Source organism: Vibrio toranzoniae, assembly GCF_024347655.1.
GTDB lineage: Bacteria > Pseudomonadota > Gammaproteobacteria > Enterobacterales > Vibrionaceae > Vibrio > Vibrio toranzoniae.
In genome coordinates this window covers 1975468-1994843 of sequence record NZ_AP025514.1, presented here as the reverse complement: position 1 = coordinate 1994843, position 19376 = coordinate 1975468, and the positions used below count along the sequence as shown (strand labels likewise).

Genomic DNA, 19376 nt, shown 5'->3' with positions numbered 1-19376 from the left:
AGGAAGAAACATGATTTTAGTTGTTGGTCACAAAAACCCTGATAGTGACAGTATTTGTAGTGCGTTAGTTGCAACAGAGCTTCTTAAAGCTCGTGGCGAGGAAGCGACACCAATTCGCCAAGGCGAGATCAACCGCGAAACTCAACACATTCTAGAAGTCGCTGGTGCTGAAAAACCAGAGCTTCGTACTTCTGTTGCTGGTGAGAAAATCTGGCTAGTTGACTACTCAGATCTAGCACAAGCACCAGACGATGTTGCTGATGCAGAGATCGTAGGTATTGTCGATCACCACCGTCTAGGTGACGTGATGACAGTTAACCCTATGGAAGCTTGGATCTGGCCTGTTGGTTGTACAAACACTGTACTTTTCAACATGTTCAAGATTGAAGGTCACGCTATCTCTCAACAAATCGCTAAGCTAATGATGTCTGCAATTCTTTCAGACACCGTTGGTTTCGCTTCTCCAACATGTACTCAAAAAGACAAAGACGCGGTTGCTGAACTTGCTGAAATCGCAGGGGTAGAAGACGTTGATGCATTCATCAAAGCACTTCTAATCGCTAAGACAAACATCGAAGGCCTATCTGCTGCAGAGCTAGTAGAGAAAGACCTTAAAGGCTACCCATTCAACGGCCGCGATGTTGTTGTTGGTCAAGTTGAACTTGCGACTCTTGAGCAAGTAGACGGCATGATTGAAGCTCTAGAAGCTGATCTTGAAGAGCGTTGTGAGAAAGACGGTCTAGCATTTGCTGCGGTAATGCTAACGGACATCACTACTGCGCAAACTCGCCTTCTTTACAAAGGTGAGTGGGCTGAGAAATTGGTTAAGCACGAGAAAGACGGCGTATTGATGATGGAAAATACACTAAGCCGTAAGAAGCAAGGCTGGCCTTGGCTACAAGGTGAGCTTGTTTAATCAAGTCACTTAAATAACAAACGCCTGCTTATTTAGCAGGCGTTTTTCTTTGAAGTAGCCTTTCTTCTCAATAGAAATATTTGAAGTTAATACTACTCAGCATAAAATGAACAAAGTTACTGACTAACGTAGGAAATTAAGATGACTACACAGCTAGACGATAAAAAAATCGCTGAAATTAATAAGTATACGGGTGAGCAACGCCTTAAATACTGTGTGAAAGAAATCGTAGCAAACCGTGAAGTATGGATCTTAACCGATGAGCACGGTTGTGTAATGCTAAACACAGAAGACGAAGACTGTGTTCCAGTATGGCCAAATCAAGAGTTTGCTGAGTCTTGGGCTACGGGGGATTGGTCTGAATGTAAACCTGAGTCTATCTCGTTGAATAAATGGCATAGCCGTTGGACTAACGGTTTAGAGGAGGATGAACTTGCTGTGGTGGTATTCCCGAACGAACAAGAAGAGGGCGTTATCTTGTTCCCTGATGAGTTCGACTTCGAATTGAAAAAGCAGGCTGCTAAGCGCTAGTTCTTTCGTAATACAGTAACATCGTAAGTCAGCGTTGCCTTTCTTAGGCAGCGCTATCATTCAATTATCCAATCTAAGTTGCTTCCAACTTATTTTCGTCAATACCCAATCAACTGATACAACGGCGCTTGCTGTGCGCCTTTAGAAGCTTGTTGAAGCACACCTGTTTTGCTGTATCTCTTGAGTATCTTTCGAACGATAGGTTTTACTTCAGATTTTGTCATTCCAGCTTTCAATTCTGGTTCATACAGCAGTTGCAGCAGCACTACATCTAAGGGCGATAATAAGTCTTCTGGTGTGTGGTCGTTGAAAATAGAAGGGTAGGCTTTATCTGAATCATTCGGTAGGCCTAGAACTTGTGTGATCTCTTCTACGATACAGGCGATTAGCTTACCCCGCGACCTTGCTTGATCAACCGGTATTACAATCCCAGCGTAAACAATCTCACCTTTCAAATTAGTTCGATAACCTGCAGTGCAGATGGCGCTGTTTAAGTGTTGAGTCGATTTTAGCTTGAGGATGGTTTTGGCTTCAGCTATCCACTTGCTTTGTCTCGTGTATATCCACTTAATGTTGGCTTCAGATTCTTTGCTGACGATTTTGATGGGGTGTTGGGTGACTTCGGATAAGTGTCGGATATGAAGCTCTGTCAGCTCTTGATGCAGTACTTTATCGCCGACTCGGTGATCGACCCATATGTTGATTGGCTGTTTCCATTTGGCGAGAGGTTTATTTCCTTGGGAGTATTCGTGTTGGAGCGCAACATCGTAAAATGCATTTTCGACAAACGTTTTATCAAGCCAAGTCAGCGGAGTGCTGACAACGTTGAAAGAAAGCAATGTTAATAGGGGAAATACCAAGAATAGGAGTGGTGCGAAAATTGAAGTTCGTCTCAGCACGTGTTTCTCCTCTTTGAGGTCAATATTGAATCTGTTCTCCCACCTCTCAATTATGGTAGAGATGGGAGCTTAGGCGATAAGCTAGTGATTGGGTGCTTTGAAGAAATGGCTTTCCACTAACCTTTGTGTGATCTGATGGCTTGGATTGGTTAAGACTTCATGTGTATCACCCGCTTCAACCACACTGCCTTCGTGCATGACGATGATCTTATCGGTGATGTGTTTAATGATACCTATGTGCTGAGATACGTACACAAACGATACCCCCATTTCTTCTTGCAGCTCTAAGAATAGGTTAATGATCTGAGAGCGCATGGCCATGTCTAAACCATTCAACGCTTCATCTGCCACAATGATGGATGGCTGAAGTATCAAGGCTCGAGCCAAACAAACCCTCTGTTTTTGACCCGCAGCCAGCATTTGTGGATAAAAGTAAGCATGTTCAGGCAAGAGGCCAACTCGTAATAGTGTGTCTCTCACACGGCGCATACGTGCTTCTGGCGGCATGTTAGTGTTTCTTTTTAACGGACCCTCAAGAATTAGGCCAATCTGAATTCGCGGGTTTAGTGATGTGTTCGGATCTTGGAAGATCATTCGAATCAGTTTACAGCGAGTTGAGTAGTCTTTGTGCTCCAGCTTTTCACCATTCACACGAATTTCGCCCCCTGTTGGCTCAACCATGCCTGCCAGCATTCGCGCCAATGTTGACTTACCAGAGCCATTTTGACCGATAAACCCAATGGTTTGGCCAGCTTCAAGAGTGAAACTTACAGGTTTAACTGCCTGGTGAATCTTTTTACGGAAAAGACCGGAGCGTGTCGTAAAGTCTTTAGATAATTCATTGACTTCTAATAAAGCACTCATGATTTCTTTTTCTTCTCCATATTTAGAGGAAAATGACAATTAAACTTATGGCTTTTAATTCGTTTGGTGTAAGGAATCTCAACACATTGCCTTTGTGCGTAGGGACAACGAGGTCCCAATCGGCAACCGATAGGAAGATGCTGTAGTGGAGGGATAGACCCCGGTAGTGATTGCAACTTCTCTTTATGAGGTATCCAATCGTTGAAATCTGGCATCGCTTTAAGCAAAGCAACAGTATAGGGATGCTTAGGCGCATCTAGTAACTTCTGGGTATCTGCAGATTCGACTGATTGGCCACAGTACATGACAGTAATACGCGTTGCCCATTGTGTAATGGTGGTTAAATCATGGCCGATTAGCACGATGGTCGTGTTATTGAGCTGGTTCATTCGGCTCAATAAGCGCAATATTTGAGACTGTGTAATTGGGTCTAAATCGTTGGTCGGTTCATCAGCGATTAATATTTTTGGTTTAGCCGCAATCGCCATGGCAATCATCACTTTTTGACACTGCCCATCGGTAAGCTCATAAGAATAACTGTCCATCAAGCGAGAGTGATCTTTGATACCGACTTTATGAAGTAAGGTGATAGCTTGTTTCTTACGCCACTTAAACCTTTGCCACCATTTTCCTTCAAATGAATGGGAAGGAATTGATTCGATAAGTTGACGACCGACTTTTTCCGAAGGGTCGAGACAAGAAGATGGCTCTTGAAAGATCATTGCGATATCGCGTGCAATCACCCTGCGCCGTTCTTTGGGCGTCAGTTGCAAGAGATCAATATTACCAAGACGCATTCGATCGGCAGATACCTTCCAGTTCTCTTTACAAACGCCAACAATCGCTTTTGCAACCAAACTTTTACCTGAGCCGGACTCTCCTACGAGACCACGAATTTCCCCTTCGTTAAGAGTAAGGCTCATGCGGTCAACCGCTTTAACAAGCCCTTGAGGGGTTTCAATTTCGATAGTCAAATGTCGAATATCAAGTAACGGCATTATTCGATTCCTGCGTTTAAAGCTTGGCGAACACCTTCACCTACAAGGTTAATAACAATAACAGTAAACATAATCGCTAAACCAGGTAGGGTGACTGTCCATGGTGCTAAGTAAATAAGCTCAACTGAATCACCTAAGATAGCCCCCCATTCAGTGCTTGGAGCTTGTGCTCCTAAGCCTAAAAAACCGAGCGCTGTGATGTCGAGGATTGCTACCGACAATGCGAGTGTTATCTCAAGCGCAACCACGGTAAGAATATTCGGAACGATTGAATTCCATAATAGATAAAAGTTGTTCGCACCATCGAGGCGAGAAGCCAGAATATAGTCTTTCTCAACCTCTGCATGCACTGCAATGTAAACAGAGCGAATAAAGCGTGGTATCAGTGCCAAACAGAGTGCGAGGAATATATTAAATTCACCAAAGCCAAGGAATGCTACGAAAATAATGGCGAGTAGCAAAGATGGGATTGACATCACTGTATCTAGCAAGTGATTCAAAGTACTTGATAGGAGACCGCGCGTCATCCCCGCGAAGACACCAATCAAACAACCGATCACAGCAGCAATGAAGGTAATAATAACAGCGGCACCAAACGTCAACTGTGAGCCAATGATGAGGCGCGAAAGGATATCTCGTCCTAAGTCATCAGTACCTAAGAAATACTCAACGGTGCCTGTTGGATCCCAAGAGGGCGGGGTCAACAAATGCCCCGTCTGCTCTTGAGCGTCATGAGGTGCTAACCAAGGTGAAGTAATTGTCACTAGAATGATCAAAGCTAAGCACCACAAGCCAAACATCGAGAGGTTGTTCGCACGAAAGCTTCGCCAGAAACGCTCAAACTGGGTTGGAATTTGCTCTTCTTGGTAGATGTTATTTGTTAGCATACCATTCCTTTCTTACCAGAGGATTGATCATCGCTCCCAGTAGATCTGAAAGAATATTAGCGGTCAGAACTAGGGTTGCTACCACGATGACGCCTGCTTGAATAGAAACGTAATCTTGGTTGGATAGGGCATCTAACAACCAACGACCAATACCCGGCCAGTTAAAAATGGACTCTGTAATGATCGCCAGTGTTAACATACTCGACAGCTGAACACCGACTTTTGGAATGATCGGTGGGATCGCATTTCTTAATACGTGCTGCATGACAATTTCTCTCGTCGAAAGGCCTTTAATTCGTGCTGCTCGGATATAGTTTTGTGTCATCACTTCTGCAACTGATGATCTCATCAGTCGGATAACTTGAGTCGTCGGAGCTAATGCCAAAACAAGGCAAGGCAACGCCATGTGTTCAAGAACACTTTGCAGGGCATGGGCTCGATACTTACCTTCTGCAAAGAAAGTATCAATCATCGCAAAACCTGTTACGTGCTCAATCTCATAAAGTAGATCGTATCGCCCCCCGACTGGGAATATTTCAAAATGCAGTGAAAACACCATAATCATCAATAGTGCGACCCAAAACACGGGGGCTGAGTAACCCGCCATGGACGTAAATGAGATGGTAGTATCGACGAATTTACCTTGCCTCATCCCCGCGATAGTACCAAAAGGAATACCAATAAACAGCGCTAAGATAAAAGCAAAAAAACAGAGTTCTAAAGTCGCGGGAAATACGACAACAAGCTCATCAATGATAGGTACGCCATGTTTACTTAAACCAAAATTAAGTGTTGATAACTCTGTGATATAGCTGAGCCAACCGGACCAAAATTCTTGAATTGCCCAAGGTGAGGTTTGATCTAGTCGAAGTAATGAAAAACCAACTAACGTCAAAATTCCAAGAGTAATAACGAATAAGTTTATACGTCTTAATGTATACCAAAACATCAGTTCACCTCTCTTCTGACTTGATCAAAAGGTTGGGCATTGAACGGGCTTTGTTTAAAGCCGGTCAGCGAACGATCGTGAACTCTAAATTGTACACCGTGAGCTAGAGGGATCACTGGGACTTCAGCGTTGAGAATGTTTTGGGCTTGTCGATACAAATTCACACGGTGCCTTTGTTGATTGATCTCCAACGCTAGGTCCAGAAGAAAGTCGAAATCTGAATTACACCACATAGAGACGTTTAGGCCTGCGCGTTCAGAGCTACAAGAGAGAAGGGGGCGCAAAAAATTATCTGGGTCACCGGTGTTACCTATCCAACCTGTAAGCAGTAAGTCTGTTGATGCTATGGATGATAGTTGAGTACGATCGAAACGATCGTCGGTATAAAGTTTGAGGTCGATTCCAATATCGGCCAAGTTCGCTTGGATTAGCTCTGCGGTTTTTCTGGGACTTGGGTTGTAAGCTCTTGGTTCTAGCGGCACCCACATTGAAAGCTCTAATCCTGGCTCTACGCCAGCTTCTCTAAGAAGAGCGAGTGCATAATTGCGGTCATAGCGAACCTGAATGGTGTCTTTCTGATAAGCCCAAGATGTTGGTGGCAATAACGCGTAGGCTTTAGTCCCCGTACCATAGTACACAGAGTCGAGTATATTTTGACGATTTATGGCTAAATTGAGCGCCTTGCGAACTCGTGAGTCACTTAGTGCAGGGTGTTCAGTATTAAGCGCAATGAAAGAGACATTGACCGCTGGTGTTGCCGTAATCACTAGTTCTTCATTAGCTTGAATGATTGGGATTTGACTAGAAATTGGCGAGTTCAGCACGTCACATTCATTACGAAGCAGTTTGGCGAGTGTGCCAGTTCCACGTTGTGATGTGTCGAACACTACTTGGTCCATTTTTACGCCACCCTTCCAGTACTGTTTGTTCTTTTTTAAGCGTACAAGGTCGTTGATTTGGTATTCATCTAAGTAGAATGGACCGGTGCCTACCGGTTTAGAATCGATTTCATTTTTCTCGTCAGCAGCGACGAGCTTATTGGCATATTCTTTGGAGTGAATGACCGCATAGCTGGTGGCTATATTATTGAGGAATGAATTGTCTGGACGGCTAAGTTGGAATTTAACGGTTAGGTCATCAACTGCCGTGATATCGACAATTAAGTTTTTAAAATCGATTCCTGCAAACCATGGGTATAGACCGCCACCCACATAGTGGAATGGGTTCGAACTATCAATAACACGCTCAAAACTGAAGACCACATCTTGTGCGTTCATACTGCGAGTCGGGGTAAACCAATCTGTGGTTTGAAACGAAACGTTAGGACGCAGTGTGAAAGTGTATTCCATACCCGTTTTATCGACAGACCAACTTGTTGCTAAGTTCTGTTTTGGTCGATAAGTCATAGGGTCGAGAGTTAGCAGTGTATCGAAGATTTGAGGGCTCAGCGACTCTGACGTAATTCCACTATCAACCAGCTGTGGGTTGAAGGTAGTAGGATTACCTTGGCCGCAATAAACGAAGCCTTTCTCTCGAATTTTCTCGTGATCCACACTCTCACCACATCCAGCTAAAAAGCTCAGCGTACAGATGCTCAGTGATAGTTTTATTAGTGCATTCATAAAAAGAAATACTTTTCGAAACGAGGCATTAGAAGAGCCTCAAGATCCGCATAATTTAACATTTTATTTATTCTGCTCCAAATAATAATCCTGTGTGGTCAGCTATTTGTCGTTAACCGATCCGACAATCGCGTACTTCCTTACCATACCTCTTAGTTGGTTGTAGGTCAGCCCAAGTAATTCTGCAGCCTGTTTTTGATTGAATTTACTTTGTTTTAAAGCTTGATTGAGTAGCTTAATGTCTTGTTGTTCTTGCCACGCTTTGTAGTCAAGTGGCAGAGGAAATGGTTCTTCAGGTGAAGTATGGTCGCTGGATGGCTCATTGCCAATTTCTTGAGTTGAAACCTGCTCAGTTTGCCATACTGGTTTAAATGGGTTGAACACCAAAGATTCAATAGGATATGGATTTTTACCGTGTTGATAGACTGCTCGTTCAATGACGTTCTTGAGTTCTCTGACATTTCCCGGCCAAGAATAATCTAACAACGTTTCAACGGCTGAAGTGGTAAAGCCGACAAATAGCTCTAGCTCTAATTCTCGACACATCTTGATGGCGTAATATTCGGCCAGCAATGTGATGTCTTCTTTACGTTCACGAAGCGGTGGGATAGTAATAACGTCAAACGCTAGTCTATCTAATAGATCCGGCCTAAAGTCGCCTTTTAATGCCATATCTGGCAAGTCTGCATTGGTCGCACACACCAATCTTACATTAGCACTGAGCGCCTTTTGACCGCCAACACGTTCATATTGTCCGTATTCAATAACGCGTAATAGCTTCTCTTGAACAGCAAGAGGAGTTGTGGCTAGCTCATCAAGAAACAGTGTACCACCTTCGGCTCTTTCAAAGCGTCCTTGATGACGCCCTTTTGAGCCAGTGAAAGAGCCCGATTCATGCCCAAATAATTCAGAGTCAATCAACCCTTCACTGAGTGTTGAGCAGTTTAGGGATATCAACGGTTGATCCCAGCGCTTAGACAGATAATGGAGCCGTTGAGCGATCAGTTCTTTACCAGTACCGCGTTCTCCAATGATCAGAATGGGTCTTTCGATTGGTGCTAATTGAGAAACTTTATCTAAAACTGAGAGAAAGCTAGGTGATTCACCAATGAGATTCTGCTGCATAGCGGGTCCTTGTGTGAGCTGAGTGCTGGTGGAGGTCATATAAGGGCTGTAGTGGTGAAAAATACCAATACTTGGCTAAATTCATCATAGCATGGTTCGAATTAATCACCATTTTATTGTAAGTTACTGATTATACATAGTTTAAGAGTTGGCACGCTACTTGGATTACTTACAGTAGGTTTAATAATAAACGTAAATTTGTGAGCAAGTGAATTGGAAGTCGAACAACGATTTAAAGCACATTTGCCGTCATTGTAATTAAGGAGTTCCTCATGGGTATTTTTTCTCGCTTTGCAGATATTGTAAATTCAAACATCAGTGCACTATTAGATAAGGCTGAAGATCCTGAAAAGATGATTCGCCTGATTATACAAGAAATGGAAGACACGTTGGTTGAAGTTCGCACTAACTCAGCAAAAGCCATTGCAGACAAAAAGGAGCTAGCGCGTAAAGTTGAAGCTATCGAAACGCAGATTGTAGATTGGCAAAATAAAGCGACTCTAGCACTGACTAAACAACGTGAAGATTTGGCGAGAGCGGCGCTGATCGAAAAGCAAAAACTGGAAGACATCCTTAAGAGTCTACATACCGAACAAACTTTGGTTCATGAAACGATTGAAAAGCTAACCAGCGAGATTGGTAAGCTAGAAACCAAAATCGCCGAGACTCGCGCAAAGCAGCAAGCTTTAATGATTCGTAATAATGCCGCGAGTAATCGTCGTGATGTTCAAAAACACCTGCATTCAAGCAAAACCAACGAAGCAATGGCGAAGTTTGAGCAATTCTCGCGTAAAGTGGATGAATTAGAAGCTGAAGCAGACGTTTACGCAAAAACAGGCAATGCAAAATCTCTAGACCAAGAATTTGCAGAGCTACAAGCTCAAGATGAAATTGAACAAGAGCTAGCGAAACTGAAGCAACAAGTTGAAAACCGCGATAAATAATTTAGGAGTTGTCTATGTCAACATTTCTAATTGCAGGTCCACTGATTGTCTTCTTGATCTTCGTGGCACCGCTATGGTTATTCTTACATTACCGCAGCAAGAAGAAATCCAGTAACGGTCTTTCTGAAACGGATCTTCAGCGCTTGCACAAGCTTTCAGCTCAAGCTGAATCTATGCAAGACCGAGTGAAAACGCTAGAAAAAATACTGGATGCGGAGTCACCTAACTGGAGGCGAAACTATGAGTAAAGAACTGTATCGCGATCCAATCAACGGCAAATTGTCTGGGGTGTGTGCAGGTTTAGCGAACTACTTTGGCCTGGAAGTTTGGTTGGTTCGTATCTTGGTTATCTCTGCCGCACTGCTTGGAGGCAGCTTCCTCGTTTTACTCGCGTATTTAGCTTTGACGTTCATGCTTGAAAAACAACCGTCCCAGTATGTCGATGAAATGAAAGCCAAGCAAGAGCATACATTGAAGCAAAAACCTTGGGAAAAAGGACAAACAGCCGAGTCTTTATTGGGCACTCTAGAAAGTGATTTCCAGAAGTTAGAGACGAGTGTGCGCAACATGGAAGCCTATGTCACCTCAGATACTTTTAAAGTCGACCGCGAATTTAAGAGAATGTAGTAGTAAAACCTAAAAATATTAGATAATGGTTTGGGACGGCTGATCCTAAACCATTATTATTTTTGATAATTTTGTCTAAATAAATCTTACGATAATTGGTAAGTTACATGTGATTAATCTATGTTATAAAAATATTTATAGTTATGGATGATTACTAATGTATAGAGCCTCCGTAGTCCTATTGACAGCCATCGCTGGGTTGTTTGGGTGTGGTAAGGAGCTTCCTCCGGTACCTGAGCCTGAATCTAGACCCGCCAAACTCTTCACTGTCTCTGTCGGCAACAATGCTTTTGAACGTCGCTTTCCTGCCACCACAGAAGCCGGTAATAAAGCAGTCCTTGCATTCCGTGTCCCCGGGTTACTTCAGACTATTGACGTCACTTCGGGTCAACCAGTTACCAAAGGTGACGCACTTGCAGCACTAAATCCAGATCAATATCAGTTGTTAGAGAAACAAGCGAGGGCCAACTTTAAGCTTGCCGATGTACAGTATCAGCGTGCGATCAAGCTACGTAAAGATCGCGTGGTATCAGAACAAGATTTCGACCAAGCGAAAGCTAATCACAATTCAGCTAAAGCAGTTCTTAATCAAGCTAAAGCTAACCTGCGTTACACGACTCTGGTCGCGCCTTACGATGGAACAATTTCCATCATTCCAGCTGAAAACCATGAATATATCACTGCGAAACAAGGTGTGATGAATATTCAAACCAATCAGGTTCTTAAAGTCGTTTTCCTATTACCCGATCAACTTATCTCGCGCTTTTCTTCCGGGTTTGAAACCGAAGCAACCATGGTATTTGATGCATTCCCTGAAAATCCTTACGTTTTAACCTTCCAAGAAGTTGATACCGAAGCGGATCCAAAAACAAGTTCATACAAAGTAACGATGGTGATGGAAAGACCAACCGATATCGGTATTTTGCCTGGCATGTCTGGCACGGTAAATCTCGTGTCTGCTCTCGCGGCGGCAACCAAAATACCAACCTCTGCCATGATGACCGATGGTGATGATGTGTCAGTGTGGCGTGTCAATAATGACGGTATTGTTGAGAATGTGGCAATCGTGATTGATGAAAAACGTCATATTGTCTCTGGGCTGAACGATGGAGACCGTATTGTCACTTCTGGTGTTAATGGTCTTGAACCGGGCATTAAAGTCCGAGAGTGGATCAAGGAAAGGGGGCTATAACATGAAAACACTTAAAGTAGCCGCAGGGCTGTCGTGTTTAGCCCTACTTACAGCTTGTGAAGATAAACAAGTGACAGAAGTGGATAACACGCCCTTGGTTAAAGCCGTCGAGATATCAGTCATCGATTTTAGCGATAAGCTTTATTTCCCGGCGGTGGCTAATGCTGCAGAGAAAGCCCGCCTTAGCTTTCGTGTCGCTGGAGAAATCAATAAGCTGGATGTAAAAGAAGGTGAGCGGGTTAAAGCCGGAGATATCATTGCTGAGTTAGATCCTACCGATTACCAATTGGATGTAGACAACGCTCAGGCGCGTTACACGGTAATCAACAGCCAATATAGACGTTCGAGTCCGCTCGTGAAGAAAGGGCTATTAGCGAAGTCGCAGTTTGATGAAATCGCCGCGCAACGTCAGATTGCTTATTCTGAATTAGAGCTTGCTAAATTACGGTTATCGTTCACTAAGATTCGTGCCCCGGTTGATGGGATTATCTCTCGAGTCAGTGTTGATCAATATGAAAATATTCAGGTTGGCCAACAGGTTGTAAATATTCACAGTGTTGAGAATGTGGAAGTGGTTATCCAACTACCTGACCAAATTTATGTGAACCAGCCAAGCGAACAACTTTTATCGAATGTAGAAGCTTTGGTTCGAGTGCCTAGTGGTAATGAATACACGGCGAGTATTAAGGAGTTCACGACTGAACCTGATCCAAGCACTGGGACTTTCACCGTCACACTAGCTTTACCTATGCCAAAAGATGATTTGATTCTTGATGGTATGGCCGTTGATGTCACTTCTAATGGGCGAGATATCGGTTTGGATTTAAAAGCCGGCGTCCTTATTCCGATCGAAGCTGTCTTTAATGCCGATGGTGATGAACTGACTCGTCAAAATTCTTATGTGTGGGTTCTTAATGACGACAAGACAGTTTCGAAACAACAAGTCGTGTTAGGAAAAGCAAACCAGAAAACATTGCAGATAATGAAAGGATTAGAAATGGGGCAGCATGTCGTTGTTGCAGGCGTATCGCGATTGCGAGATGGGATGACAGTGGAAGTATTGTCTCAGGAGACGAACAATGAGTGAAGTAAATAACAAGCCCCAAAATGACTCTCAACAGGGTGATGATCAGATCACAGGGGTTGCTTCTTATTTTATACGTAACAAAGTCATCAGCTGGATGTTGTCTCTGATCTTCCTTATTGGTGGTGTTTCTGCATTCTTTGGTTTGGGTCGTCTAGAAGATCCTGCCTTCACTATCAAAGATGCGATGGTCGTGACTTCTTACCCTGGGGCGACCCCTCAGCAAGTGGAAGAGGAAGTGACCTATCCGCTAGAGAAAGCGATTCAACAGCTTACCTATGTGGATGAAGTGAACTCTATCTCAAGCCGTGGCCTGTCTCAGGTAACGGTAACGATGAAGAATAACTACGGTCCCGATGACCTTCCGCAAATATGGGATGAACTTCGCCGAAAAGTGAATGATCTTAAGGTGGAACTGCCACCCGGCGTTAATGATCCTCAAGTCATTGATGACTTCGGTGACGTTTACGGTATTTTGCTGGCGGTGACGGGGGATGGCTATAGTTACAAAGAGCTGTTGGATTACATTGATTATTTAAGGCGAGAGATGGAGTTGGTTGATGGGGTCAGTAAAGTTTCTGTTTCCGGTCAACAGCAAGAGCAAGTCTTCATTGAGATATCGATGAAACGTATTAGCTCTTTGGGCCTCTCTCCGAGCACGGTATTTAACCTTTTATCAACTCAGAACATTGTATCAAGTGCGGGTGCGGTAAGGATTGGTGATGAGTACATTCGAATTCATCCCACAGGTGAGTTCCAGAATGTTGAACAACTCGGTGATTTAATTTTGACGGAAGGTGGTGCTCAAGGCCTCATCTATTTAAAAGATGTAGCTGACGTCACTCGTGGCTATGTTGAGGTACCGAGTAACATCATTGGCTATAACGGTAAACTCGCCCTCAACCTTGGTGTCTCATTTGCGCAGGGCGTGAACGTGGTTGAGGTGGGGGAAGCCTTTGACCGACGGCTTGCAGAGCTTAAATATCAACAGCCAGTTGGTATCGACATTTCTGAGGTGTATAACCAACCAAAAGAAGTCGATAAGTCGGTAAGCGGTTTTGTAGTCAGTTTAGGGCAAGCGGTTGCGATCGTGATTGTGGTTCTCTTGTTCTTCATGGGGCTACGGTCGGGTCTTCTGATCGGTTTAATACTGCTATTGACTGTTTTCGGTACCTTCATTTTCATGCAATACCTCAAGATCGACCTTCAACGTATTTCATTAGGCGCGTTGGTTATCGCCTTGGGGATGCTGGTGGATAATGCCATTGTGGTGGTGGAAGGAGTATTGATCGGCACGCAGAAGGGGCGAACCAGGATGCAGGCCGCCACCGATATCGTTACTCAGACCAAGTGGCCATTGTTGGGTGCAACGGTTATTGCAGTCACCGCTTTTGCTCCTATTGGCTTGTCTGAAGACTCAACTGGTGAATATTGTGGCACCTTATTTACGGTGCTACTTGTCTCGTTAATGCTGAGTTGGTTTACTGCTATCTCAATTACGCCTTTCTTTGCTGACATGTTCTTCAAAGGTCAAAAGGTTGACCCTGATAACGAAGGCAAAGACCCATACAATGGGATGGTTTTTGTTATCTATAAAAACTTCCTTGAGTTCTGTATGAAGCGTGCGTGGCTCACCATGCTCGTTTTGATTATCGGTTTGGGGGCGAGTGTTTATGGTTTTGGTTTTGTGAAACAGGCCTTCTTCCCATCTTCAACCACACCAATGTTCCAAGTGGATGTGTGGATGCCGGAAGGGAGCGATATTCGTGCGACCAACACCAAGCTTAAGGTACTTGAAAGTTGGTTAGCAAAGCAGGGAGAAGTTGATCATATCACGACGACGGCAGGTAAAGGTCTACAACGCTTCATGCTGACTTACTCACCAGAGAAAAGTTATAGCGCATATGGCGAGATAACGGTTCGTGTGAAAAGTTACGAAGTACTTGAAGGGTTGATGCTGCGTTTCCGTAAACATGTAAATGGTCAGTTCCCTGAAATCGACTACAAGCTCAAACAAATCGAATTAGGCCCTGGTGGCGGTGCGAAAATTGAAGCACGAATTGTAGGTTCTGATCCAACGGTATTACGCTCAATTGCAGCTCAAGTGATGGATATCATGCGCGCCGACAAAGGTGCATTTAACATTCGTCACGATTGGCGTGAAAGAACCAAGGTGCTAGAACCTCAGTTCAATGAAAGCCAAGCACGCCGTTATGGTATTACAAAATCAGACGTTGATGATTTCCTCGCGATGTCTTTCTCTGGTAAATCGATTGGTGTGTACCGTGATGGTACTACGCTGATGCCCATTGTCGCGCGTTTGCCTGAAGGTGAGCGTGTCGACATTCGTAACATCGAAGGCATGAAGATCTGGAGCCCGGCATTAAGTGAATACATCCCACTGCAACAAATAACGTTAGGCTACGAGCTGGAATGGGAAGATCCACTGATCATTCGTAAGAACCGTAAGCGCATGTTAACGGTAATGGCCGATAATGACCTTTTGGGTGAAGAAACCGCTTCGACTCTGCAAAAACGATTACAACCACAAATTGAAGCGATTGAGATGCCACCGGGTTACTCACTTGAGTGGGGTGGTGAATATGAATCGTCAGCAGATGCACAAGCATCACTGTTCACAACCATGCCTCTTGGCTATTTGTTCATGTTCTTAATTACCGTGTTCTTATTTAACTCAGTGAAAGAGCCTTTAATTGTTTGGTTAACGGTTCCATTGGCGTTAATAGGGGTGACGACAGGCTTATTAGCCTTGAATACACCATTTGGCTTTATGGCGCTGTTGGGTTTCTTGAGTCTATCTGGGATGCTTTTGAAGAACGGTATCGTACTACTTGATCAAATTGAGATTGAGATGAAGTCGGGTAAAGATCCGTATGTCGCGGTTGTTGATGCGGCATTAAGCCGTGTGCGTCCGGTATGTATGGCGGCGATCACAACTATTTTAGGTATGATCCCGCTATTACCAGATATCTTCTTCAAACCAATGGCAGTAACCATTATGTTTGGTTTGGGCTTTGCGACGGTACTGACGCTAATCGTAGTACCTGTGTTGTATCGTCTATTCCACAAGATTAAAGTGGCTTAACGGCAATTAACCTTTGAAATAGTGCCCCTGAATGGGGCGTTATTTTTATATACCGATTGATAAAAGAGAAGACAAAATGGAAGCGAACGCATCGGATAGAACCTGCGCATGGGCTCTTAAACATGAACTGGAAAGGGAATATCACGATACTGAGTGGGGCGTACCGGTTTACGACGACCAAGTGTTGTTTGAATTCATTACGTTAGAGGGGGCACAAGCTGGCCTGAGTTGGATCACGATACTCAAAAAGCGCGACGGCTACCGTGCCGCATTTGATAACTATGATCTCAACAAGCTAGCCGCACTCAATGAAGACAATGTGGCGAATATCATTGAAAACTTCGATGTGGTTAAGCATAAGGGTAAGATTGCTTCGGTTTACAACAATGCTCGTGCAACGCTTGAACTTCAGAAAGAGTTTGGTTCTTTATCCAATGCTTTATGGCAGTTTGTCGATAATAAGGTGATTGAAAATCAATGGACCGAGATGTCCCAAGTTCCCGCCTCTACAGAGCAATCCAAAGCGATGAGTAAGTTTTTAAAGAAGAGAGGCTTTAAGTTTGTTGGGGAAACAATCTGTTACGCGTTTATGCAAGCGACCGGTATGGTCAATGATCATTTAGTCGGTTGTCCTCATAAATAAAGTGTTATTTCTTGTGACGAAATAATTGTGAGGTAATTGAACATAGAAAAGGCAGGGTAGTCCTGCCTTTTGATATAATAATAATACGATTGGTATGACTCTTGAAATTAAATCAGAGCGCTATAACGTTCTAAGCCCGCCTCTAGATCGGCAATCAGGTCATCGACATCTTCTAACCCAATATGAACACGTATCAAGGTACCTTCGAAATTAGGATTGGCAACAGTTCTCAGGCTGTTAAAGCTACTTGGCTCATTTGCTAGAATCAAACTCTCAAATCCACCCCATGAGTAACCCATGCTAAAGTGGGTCATGCCGTCAAGCAGCGCCGTCGTTGCTTGTGGGTTTGAGTTCTTTAAAACAAAAGAGAATAAGCCATTACCACCAGTAAAATCTCGTTTGAAGAACTCATGGCCGGGGCAAGTCTCTAGGGCAGGATGACGAACGTGGTCAACTTCAGGGCGAGTCTCTAACCATTTTGCGACTTTCAAGCTGCTTTCTGCGTGTTGGCGTAGTCGAACATCAAGAGTTCGAATACCACGAAGACCAAGATAAGCGTCATCTGGAGAGACACATTGTCCCATCAAGTAACTCTGTTCTCGTAGTTGTTCCCAGCATTTTTCGTTGGCAACAGCGGTCCCCAACATTACATCAGAATGGCCAACGATGTATTTGGTCGCTGCTTGAATCGATATATCAACACCGAAATCAAACGGAGAGAAGTTAACGCCTGCTGCCCAAGTGTTGTCTAGCATCACGATGATTTCATGCTCGTGAGCAATACGTGCGAGTGTTGGGATGTCTTGTACTTCCATGGTGACTGAACCCGGAGACTCGGTAAAAAGCACTTTGGTGTTTGGCTTTATAAGATCTTTAATGTCTTCGCCAATGGTTGGCTTATAGTAAGTTGTTTCCACACCCATCTTTTTCATGATGGTTTCGCAAAAATCACGAGTTGGTTCGTAACAGGTGTCGACCATGAGAATATGGTCTCCTGTTTCTACAAAAGATAAGATTGCGTTTGAGATTGCTGCTGTACCACAAGGATAAAGAGCACAGCCTGCACCGCCTTCAACTTCAACCATTGCATCTTGAAACGCGAAATGAGTCGTAGTGCCACGGCGTCCGTAGAAAAGAGTTTGGTTAGCGCGATTAACGGTTGCTTTACGTTTCTCTTCTACTGTGTTGAAAACGACAGTAGAAGCTCGTTGAACTGGTGGGTTTACGACGCCATTGGTCCACTTCTTATCACGACCTGCTGTGATGAGTTTGGTGGTTTTGCTTTCGGACATGCTGTGAATTCCTTATCGATGGTTATGTTCTATTTAAAACATGCTAGCAGCCCCCAAATCAAGAGGGAGACTGGAGTTTTTACACTTTTTAATTTTTGTCGTGGTTTAGGATTAACGGTTACAAGCGTAATTAGGAAGTGATGAGTGGCCAGTTATTACTGATTCTTTGATCTTATTAAAGCAGAGGATTGAACAAATAGAACAACCTTTCAAAGAAGCGGTTACCTAGGCTCCTCTTTTCCCATTGTTCTAATTCAACTTGATGAGCCGATTCAATGTAAGACTTTTGTAATTCTGATAGTTGTCGAGTGAAGTGTACATCATCGACGGCAAGTGTGACTTCAAAATTGAGCCAGAGACTACGCATGTCAATATTGACCGTTCCGATCAAACAGAATTCTTCATCAACCACTACAGATTTGGTATGAAGAAGGCCACCATAAAACTCATAAATTTTCACTCCTGCTTCAAGCAGCTCGGTATAAAAGGCGCGAGAAGCCCATTTAACCATTAACGAATCGTTGTTGTGTGGAATGATCAGTTCTACGTTTACACCACGTTGAGCTGTCATTTTAAGTGTCTCTAATAAGTCTGCACTAGGGACAAAGTAAGGCGTGGTGATGCATAGAGATTTATTTGCCTGATTAATGGCAATAGTTAGAACCTGCAGGATTAAATATTCAGGCATCCCCGGACCTGATGGAACAACTTGAACTGGATGATGAGTCATTATTTCTTCAACAGGACATTTCGGTAAGTCGGGAAGAATTCGTTCGCCCGTTTCTACTTCCCAATCCCAACCATGGATTGCCGACAGCACGTTAACGGTTGGGCCAGTTATACGGACCATTACGTCGATCCAGTGACCCACCCCTGAGCTTTGTTTGAAATGGAGTGGGTCAACCATGTTCATTGAACCGGTATAAGCAATGGATTCGTCAATTACGATGATTTTGCGATGTTGCCTTAAATCTAAGCGCCGTAAAAAAATACGCCATGGGCTCACTTCCAACGCTTGCACAACTTGGACGCCTGCGTTTTTCATCATTAGATACCAGTGGCTCCTGAAGAAGCGAGGGCTACCTGCTGAATCGAGCAAAACTTTAACATCGACGCCGCGTTTTGCTGCTCTAATGAGTGAAGACGCTACCGAGTCAGTAAGGCCGCCAGGGTGCCAAATATAGAAAACCATCTTAATACTGGTCTGGGCATTTTCTATATCTTCGATAATGGCGTGTAAGCTCTCATTAGGAGAAGCTTGCAGTGAAAGCGTGTTACCACTGAGTGCAGGAATGCCCATCCTATTGTTACAAAGTTCATCAATCTTGTGGATAGGCGAGCCGACTTTGCCTGGCTGGTGCAGTTGGCAATTATTTAACTGGCGGAACCAATCACCAAAGGGAGTAAACATTCGGTGCGCGCGTTCAGCTCGCTTTCTACCTAAGTTCAGTTCACCAAAAAGAAAGTAAAAAGCGACTCCAACAATAGGGAGAATGTAAATAATCATGAGCCAGGAAAGAGAAACACTGAGAGAGCGTCGTTTTAGTACGATACGTAAAGTTACACCGGCGACAAGAACCCAGTACAAAGCGACAGAAGCCAAAGTTAAAAAATGGTAGAACTTTTCCACATTGAATACTCGAAAAAAGAGACAGTTAGATAGTAATGCTATTTTAAGAATATGGGAATTTAAGGAA

General features: G+C 43.8%; 18 protein-coding genes. 9 read left to right on the top strand and 9 right to left on the bottom strand.

Translation table 11 applies throughout. The annotated features are described in order from the left end of the window. Positions 1–10: 10 nt before the first annotated feature. Both OCU50_RS08825 and OCU50_RS08820 read left to right on the top strand, forming a co-directional pair. On the top strand, positions 11–916 hold the full coding sequence (locus OCU50_RS08825; RefSeq protein ID WP_060468015.1) for a manganese-dependent inorganic pyrophosphatase: 906 nt from the start codon (positions 11–13) through the stop codon (positions 914–916). 141 nt (positions 917–1057) lie between these two features. Beyond that, entirely contained in the window at positions 1058–1447 is a 390-nt protein-coding gene (locus OCU50_RS08820; protein ID WP_017057088.1) for a DUF2750 domain-containing protein, read from the top strand. 98 nt (positions 1448–1545) lie between these two features. Here the strand turns inward: OCU50_RS08820 and OCU50_RS08815 are convergent, their stop codons facing one another. The 7 genes from OCU50_RS08815 to pspF form a co-directional block, all read right to left on the bottom strand. After that, positions 1546–2346: a DUF2927 domain-containing protein gene (locus OCU50_RS08815; RefSeq protein ID WP_060468014.1), complete on the bottom strand. Its 801-nt coding sequence runs from the start codon at positions 2344–2346 to the stop codon at positions 1546–1548. A gap of 81 nt (positions 2347–2427) precedes the next feature. After that, entirely contained in the window at positions 2428–3210 is a 783-nt protein-coding gene (locus tag OCU50_RS08810) for a peptide ABC transporter ATP-binding protein (RefSeq protein WP_017057090.1), read from the bottom strand. Continuing rightward, positions 3207–4208, bottom strand: a complete 1002-nt coding sequence (locus OCU50_RS08805; RefSeq protein ID WP_060468013.1) for a peptide ABC transporter ATP-binding protein — start codon at positions 4206–4208, stop codon at positions 3207–3209. Before OCU50_RS08805 ends, OCU50_RS08810 begins: the two co-directional genes overlap by 4 nt. Continuing rightward, positions 4208–5095: a putrescine export ABC transporter permease SapC gene (sapC, locus tag OCU50_RS08800; RefSeq protein ID WP_017057092.1), complete on the bottom strand. Its 888-nt coding sequence runs from the start codon at positions 5093–5095 to the stop codon at positions 4208–4210. The genes OCU50_RS08805 and sapC overlap by 1 nt, the downstream gene beginning before the upstream one ends. Further along, positions 5082–6044, bottom strand: coding sequence for an ABC transporter permease (locus OCU50_RS08795; RefSeq protein ID WP_060468012.1), 963 nt, complete (start codon positions 6042–6044; stop codon positions 5082–5084). The genes sapC and OCU50_RS08795 overlap by 14 nt, the downstream gene beginning before the upstream one ends. Beyond that, on the bottom strand, positions 6044–7666 hold the full coding sequence (sapA, locus tag OCU50_RS08790; RefSeq protein WP_060468011.1) for an ABC transporter substrate-binding protein SapA: 1623 nt from the start codon (positions 7664–7666) through the stop codon (positions 6044–6046). Before sapA ends, OCU50_RS08795 begins: the two co-directional genes overlap by 1 nt. 102 nt (positions 7667–7768) lie before the next feature. Then, entirely contained in the window at positions 7769–8791 is a 1023-nt protein-coding gene (gene pspF, locus OCU50_RS08785; RefSeq protein ID WP_060468010.1) for a phage shock protein operon transcriptional activator, read from the bottom strand. A gap of 272 nt (positions 8792–9063) precedes the next feature. On the opposite strand from pspF, the gene pspA reads away from it, so the two are divergent. The 7 genes from pspA (at position 9064) to OCU50_RS08750 (ending at position 16387) form a co-directional block, all read left to right on the top strand. After that, positions 9064–9735, top strand: coding sequence for a phage shock protein PspA (gene pspA, locus OCU50_RS08780; protein ID WP_060468009.1), 672 nt, complete (start codon positions 9064–9066; stop codon positions 9733–9735). A 14-nt stretch (positions 9736–9749) separates the two neighbouring features. Next, a complete protein-coding gene (gene pspB / locus OCU50_RS08775; protein ID WP_004734605.1) occupies positions 9750–9983 on the top strand; it encodes an envelope stress response membrane protein PspB in 234 nt (77 codons plus the stop codon). Continuing rightward, entirely contained in the window at positions 9976–10362 is a 387-nt protein-coding gene (gene pspC / locus OCU50_RS08770) for an envelope stress response membrane protein PspC (RefSeq protein ID WP_060468008.1), read from the top strand. The genes pspB and pspC overlap by 8 nt, the downstream gene beginning before the upstream one ends. Positions 10363–10519: 157 nt before the next feature. Next, positions 10520–11554, top strand: a complete 1035-nt coding sequence (locus OCU50_RS08765) for an efflux RND transporter periplasmic adaptor subunit (RefSeq protein WP_060468007.1) — start codon at positions 10520–10522, stop codon at positions 11552–11554. 1 nt (position 11555) lies between these two features. After that, on the top strand, positions 11556–12641 hold the full coding sequence (locus OCU50_RS08760) for an efflux RND transporter periplasmic adaptor subunit (RefSeq protein WP_060468006.1): 1086 nt from the start codon (positions 11556–11558) through the stop codon (positions 12639–12641). After that, entirely contained in the window at positions 12634–15744 is a 3111-nt protein-coding gene (locus tag OCU50_RS08755) for an efflux RND transporter permease subunit (RefSeq protein WP_060468005.1), read from the top strand. The genes OCU50_RS08760 and OCU50_RS08755 overlap by 8 nt, the downstream gene beginning before the upstream one ends. Positions 15745–15820: 76 nt before the next feature. Beyond that, the gene (locus OCU50_RS08750) at positions 15821–16387 is read left to right on the top strand and encodes a DNA-3-methyladenine glycosylase I (protein ID WP_060468004.1); all 567 of its coding nucleotides are present in this window, start codon (positions 15821–15823) and stop codon (positions 16385–16387) included. A gap of 107 nt (positions 16388–16494) precedes the next feature. Here OCU50_RS08750 and OCU50_RS08745 read toward each other — a convergent pair whose 3' ends face one another. Both OCU50_RS08745 and cls read right to left on the bottom strand, forming a co-directional pair. Next, entirely contained in the window at positions 16495–17679 is a 1185-nt protein-coding gene (locus OCU50_RS08745; protein WP_060468003.1) for a cystathionine beta-lyase, read from the bottom strand. 175 nt (positions 17680–17854) lie between these two features. Continuing rightward, on the bottom strand, positions 17855–19309 hold the full coding sequence (gene cls, locus OCU50_RS08740) for a cardiolipin synthase (RefSeq protein WP_060468002.1): 1455 nt from the start codon (positions 19307–19309) through the stop codon (positions 17855–17857). Positions 19310–19376: the final 67 nt, after the last annotated feature.

What these genes read in the sequence shown, in the direction of transcription:
- OCU50_RS08825 (WP_060468015.1), top strand. Translation starts at nt 11, where the DNA reads ATGATTTTAGTTGTTGGTCACAAAAACCCTGATAGTGACAGTATTTGT.
- OCU50_RS08820 (WP_017057088.1), top strand. Translation starts at nt 1,058, where the DNA reads ATGACTACACAGCTAGACGATAAAAAAATCGCTGAAATTAATAAGTAT.
- OCU50_RS08810 (WP_017057090.1), bottom strand. Translation starts at nt 3,210, where the DNA reads ATGAGTGCTTTATTAGAAGTCAATGAATTATCTAAAGACTTTACGACA.
- OCU50_RS08805 (WP_060468013.1), bottom strand. Translation starts at nt 4,208, where the DNA reads ATGCCGTTACTTGATATTCGACATTTGACTATCGAAATTGAAACCCCT.
- sapC (WP_017057092.1), bottom strand. Translation starts at nt 5,095, where the DNA reads ATGCTAACAAATAACATCTACCAAGAAGAGCAAATTCCAACCCAGTTT.
- OCU50_RS08795 (WP_060468012.1), bottom strand. Translation starts at nt 6,044, where the DNA reads ATGTTTTGGTATACATTAAGACGTATAAACTTATTCGTTATTACTCTT.
- sapA (WP_060468011.1), bottom strand. Translation starts at nt 7,666, where the DNA reads ATGAATGCACTAATAAAACTATCACTGAGCATCTGTACGCTGAGCTTT.
- pspF (WP_060468010.1), bottom strand. Translation starts at nt 8,791, where the DNA reads ATGCAGCAGAATCTCATTGGTGAATCACCTAGCTTTCTCTCAGTTTTA.
- pspA (WP_060468009.1), top strand. Translation starts at nt 9,064, where the DNA reads ATGGGTATTTTTTCTCGCTTTGCAGATATTGTAAATTCAAACATCAGT.
- pspB (WP_004734605.1), top strand. Translation starts at nt 9,750, where the DNA reads ATGTCAACATTTCTAATTGCAGGTCCACTGATTGTCTTCTTGATCTTC.
- pspC (WP_060468008.1), top strand. Translation starts at nt 9,976, where the DNA reads ATGAGTAAAGAACTGTATCGCGATCCAATCAACGGCAAATTGTCTGGG.
- OCU50_RS08765 (WP_060468007.1), top strand. Translation starts at nt 10,520, where the DNA reads ATGTATAGAGCCTCCGTAGTCCTATTGACAGCCATCGCTGGGTTGTTT.
- OCU50_RS08760 (WP_060468006.1), top strand. Translation starts at nt 11,556, where the DNA reads ATGAAAACACTTAAAGTAGCCGCAGGGCTGTCGTGTTTAGCCCTACTT.
- OCU50_RS08755 (WP_060468005.1), top strand. Translation starts at nt 12,634, where the DNA reads ATGAGTGAAGTAAATAACAAGCCCCAAAATGACTCTCAACAGGGTGAT.
- OCU50_RS08750 (WP_060468004.1), top strand. Translation starts at nt 15,821, where the DNA reads ATGGAAGCGAACGCATCGGATAGAACCTGCGCATGGGCTCTTAAACAT.
- OCU50_RS08745 (WP_060468003.1), bottom strand. Translation starts at nt 17,679, where the DNA reads ATGTCCGAAAGCAAAACCACCAAACTCATCACAGCAGGTCGTGATAAG.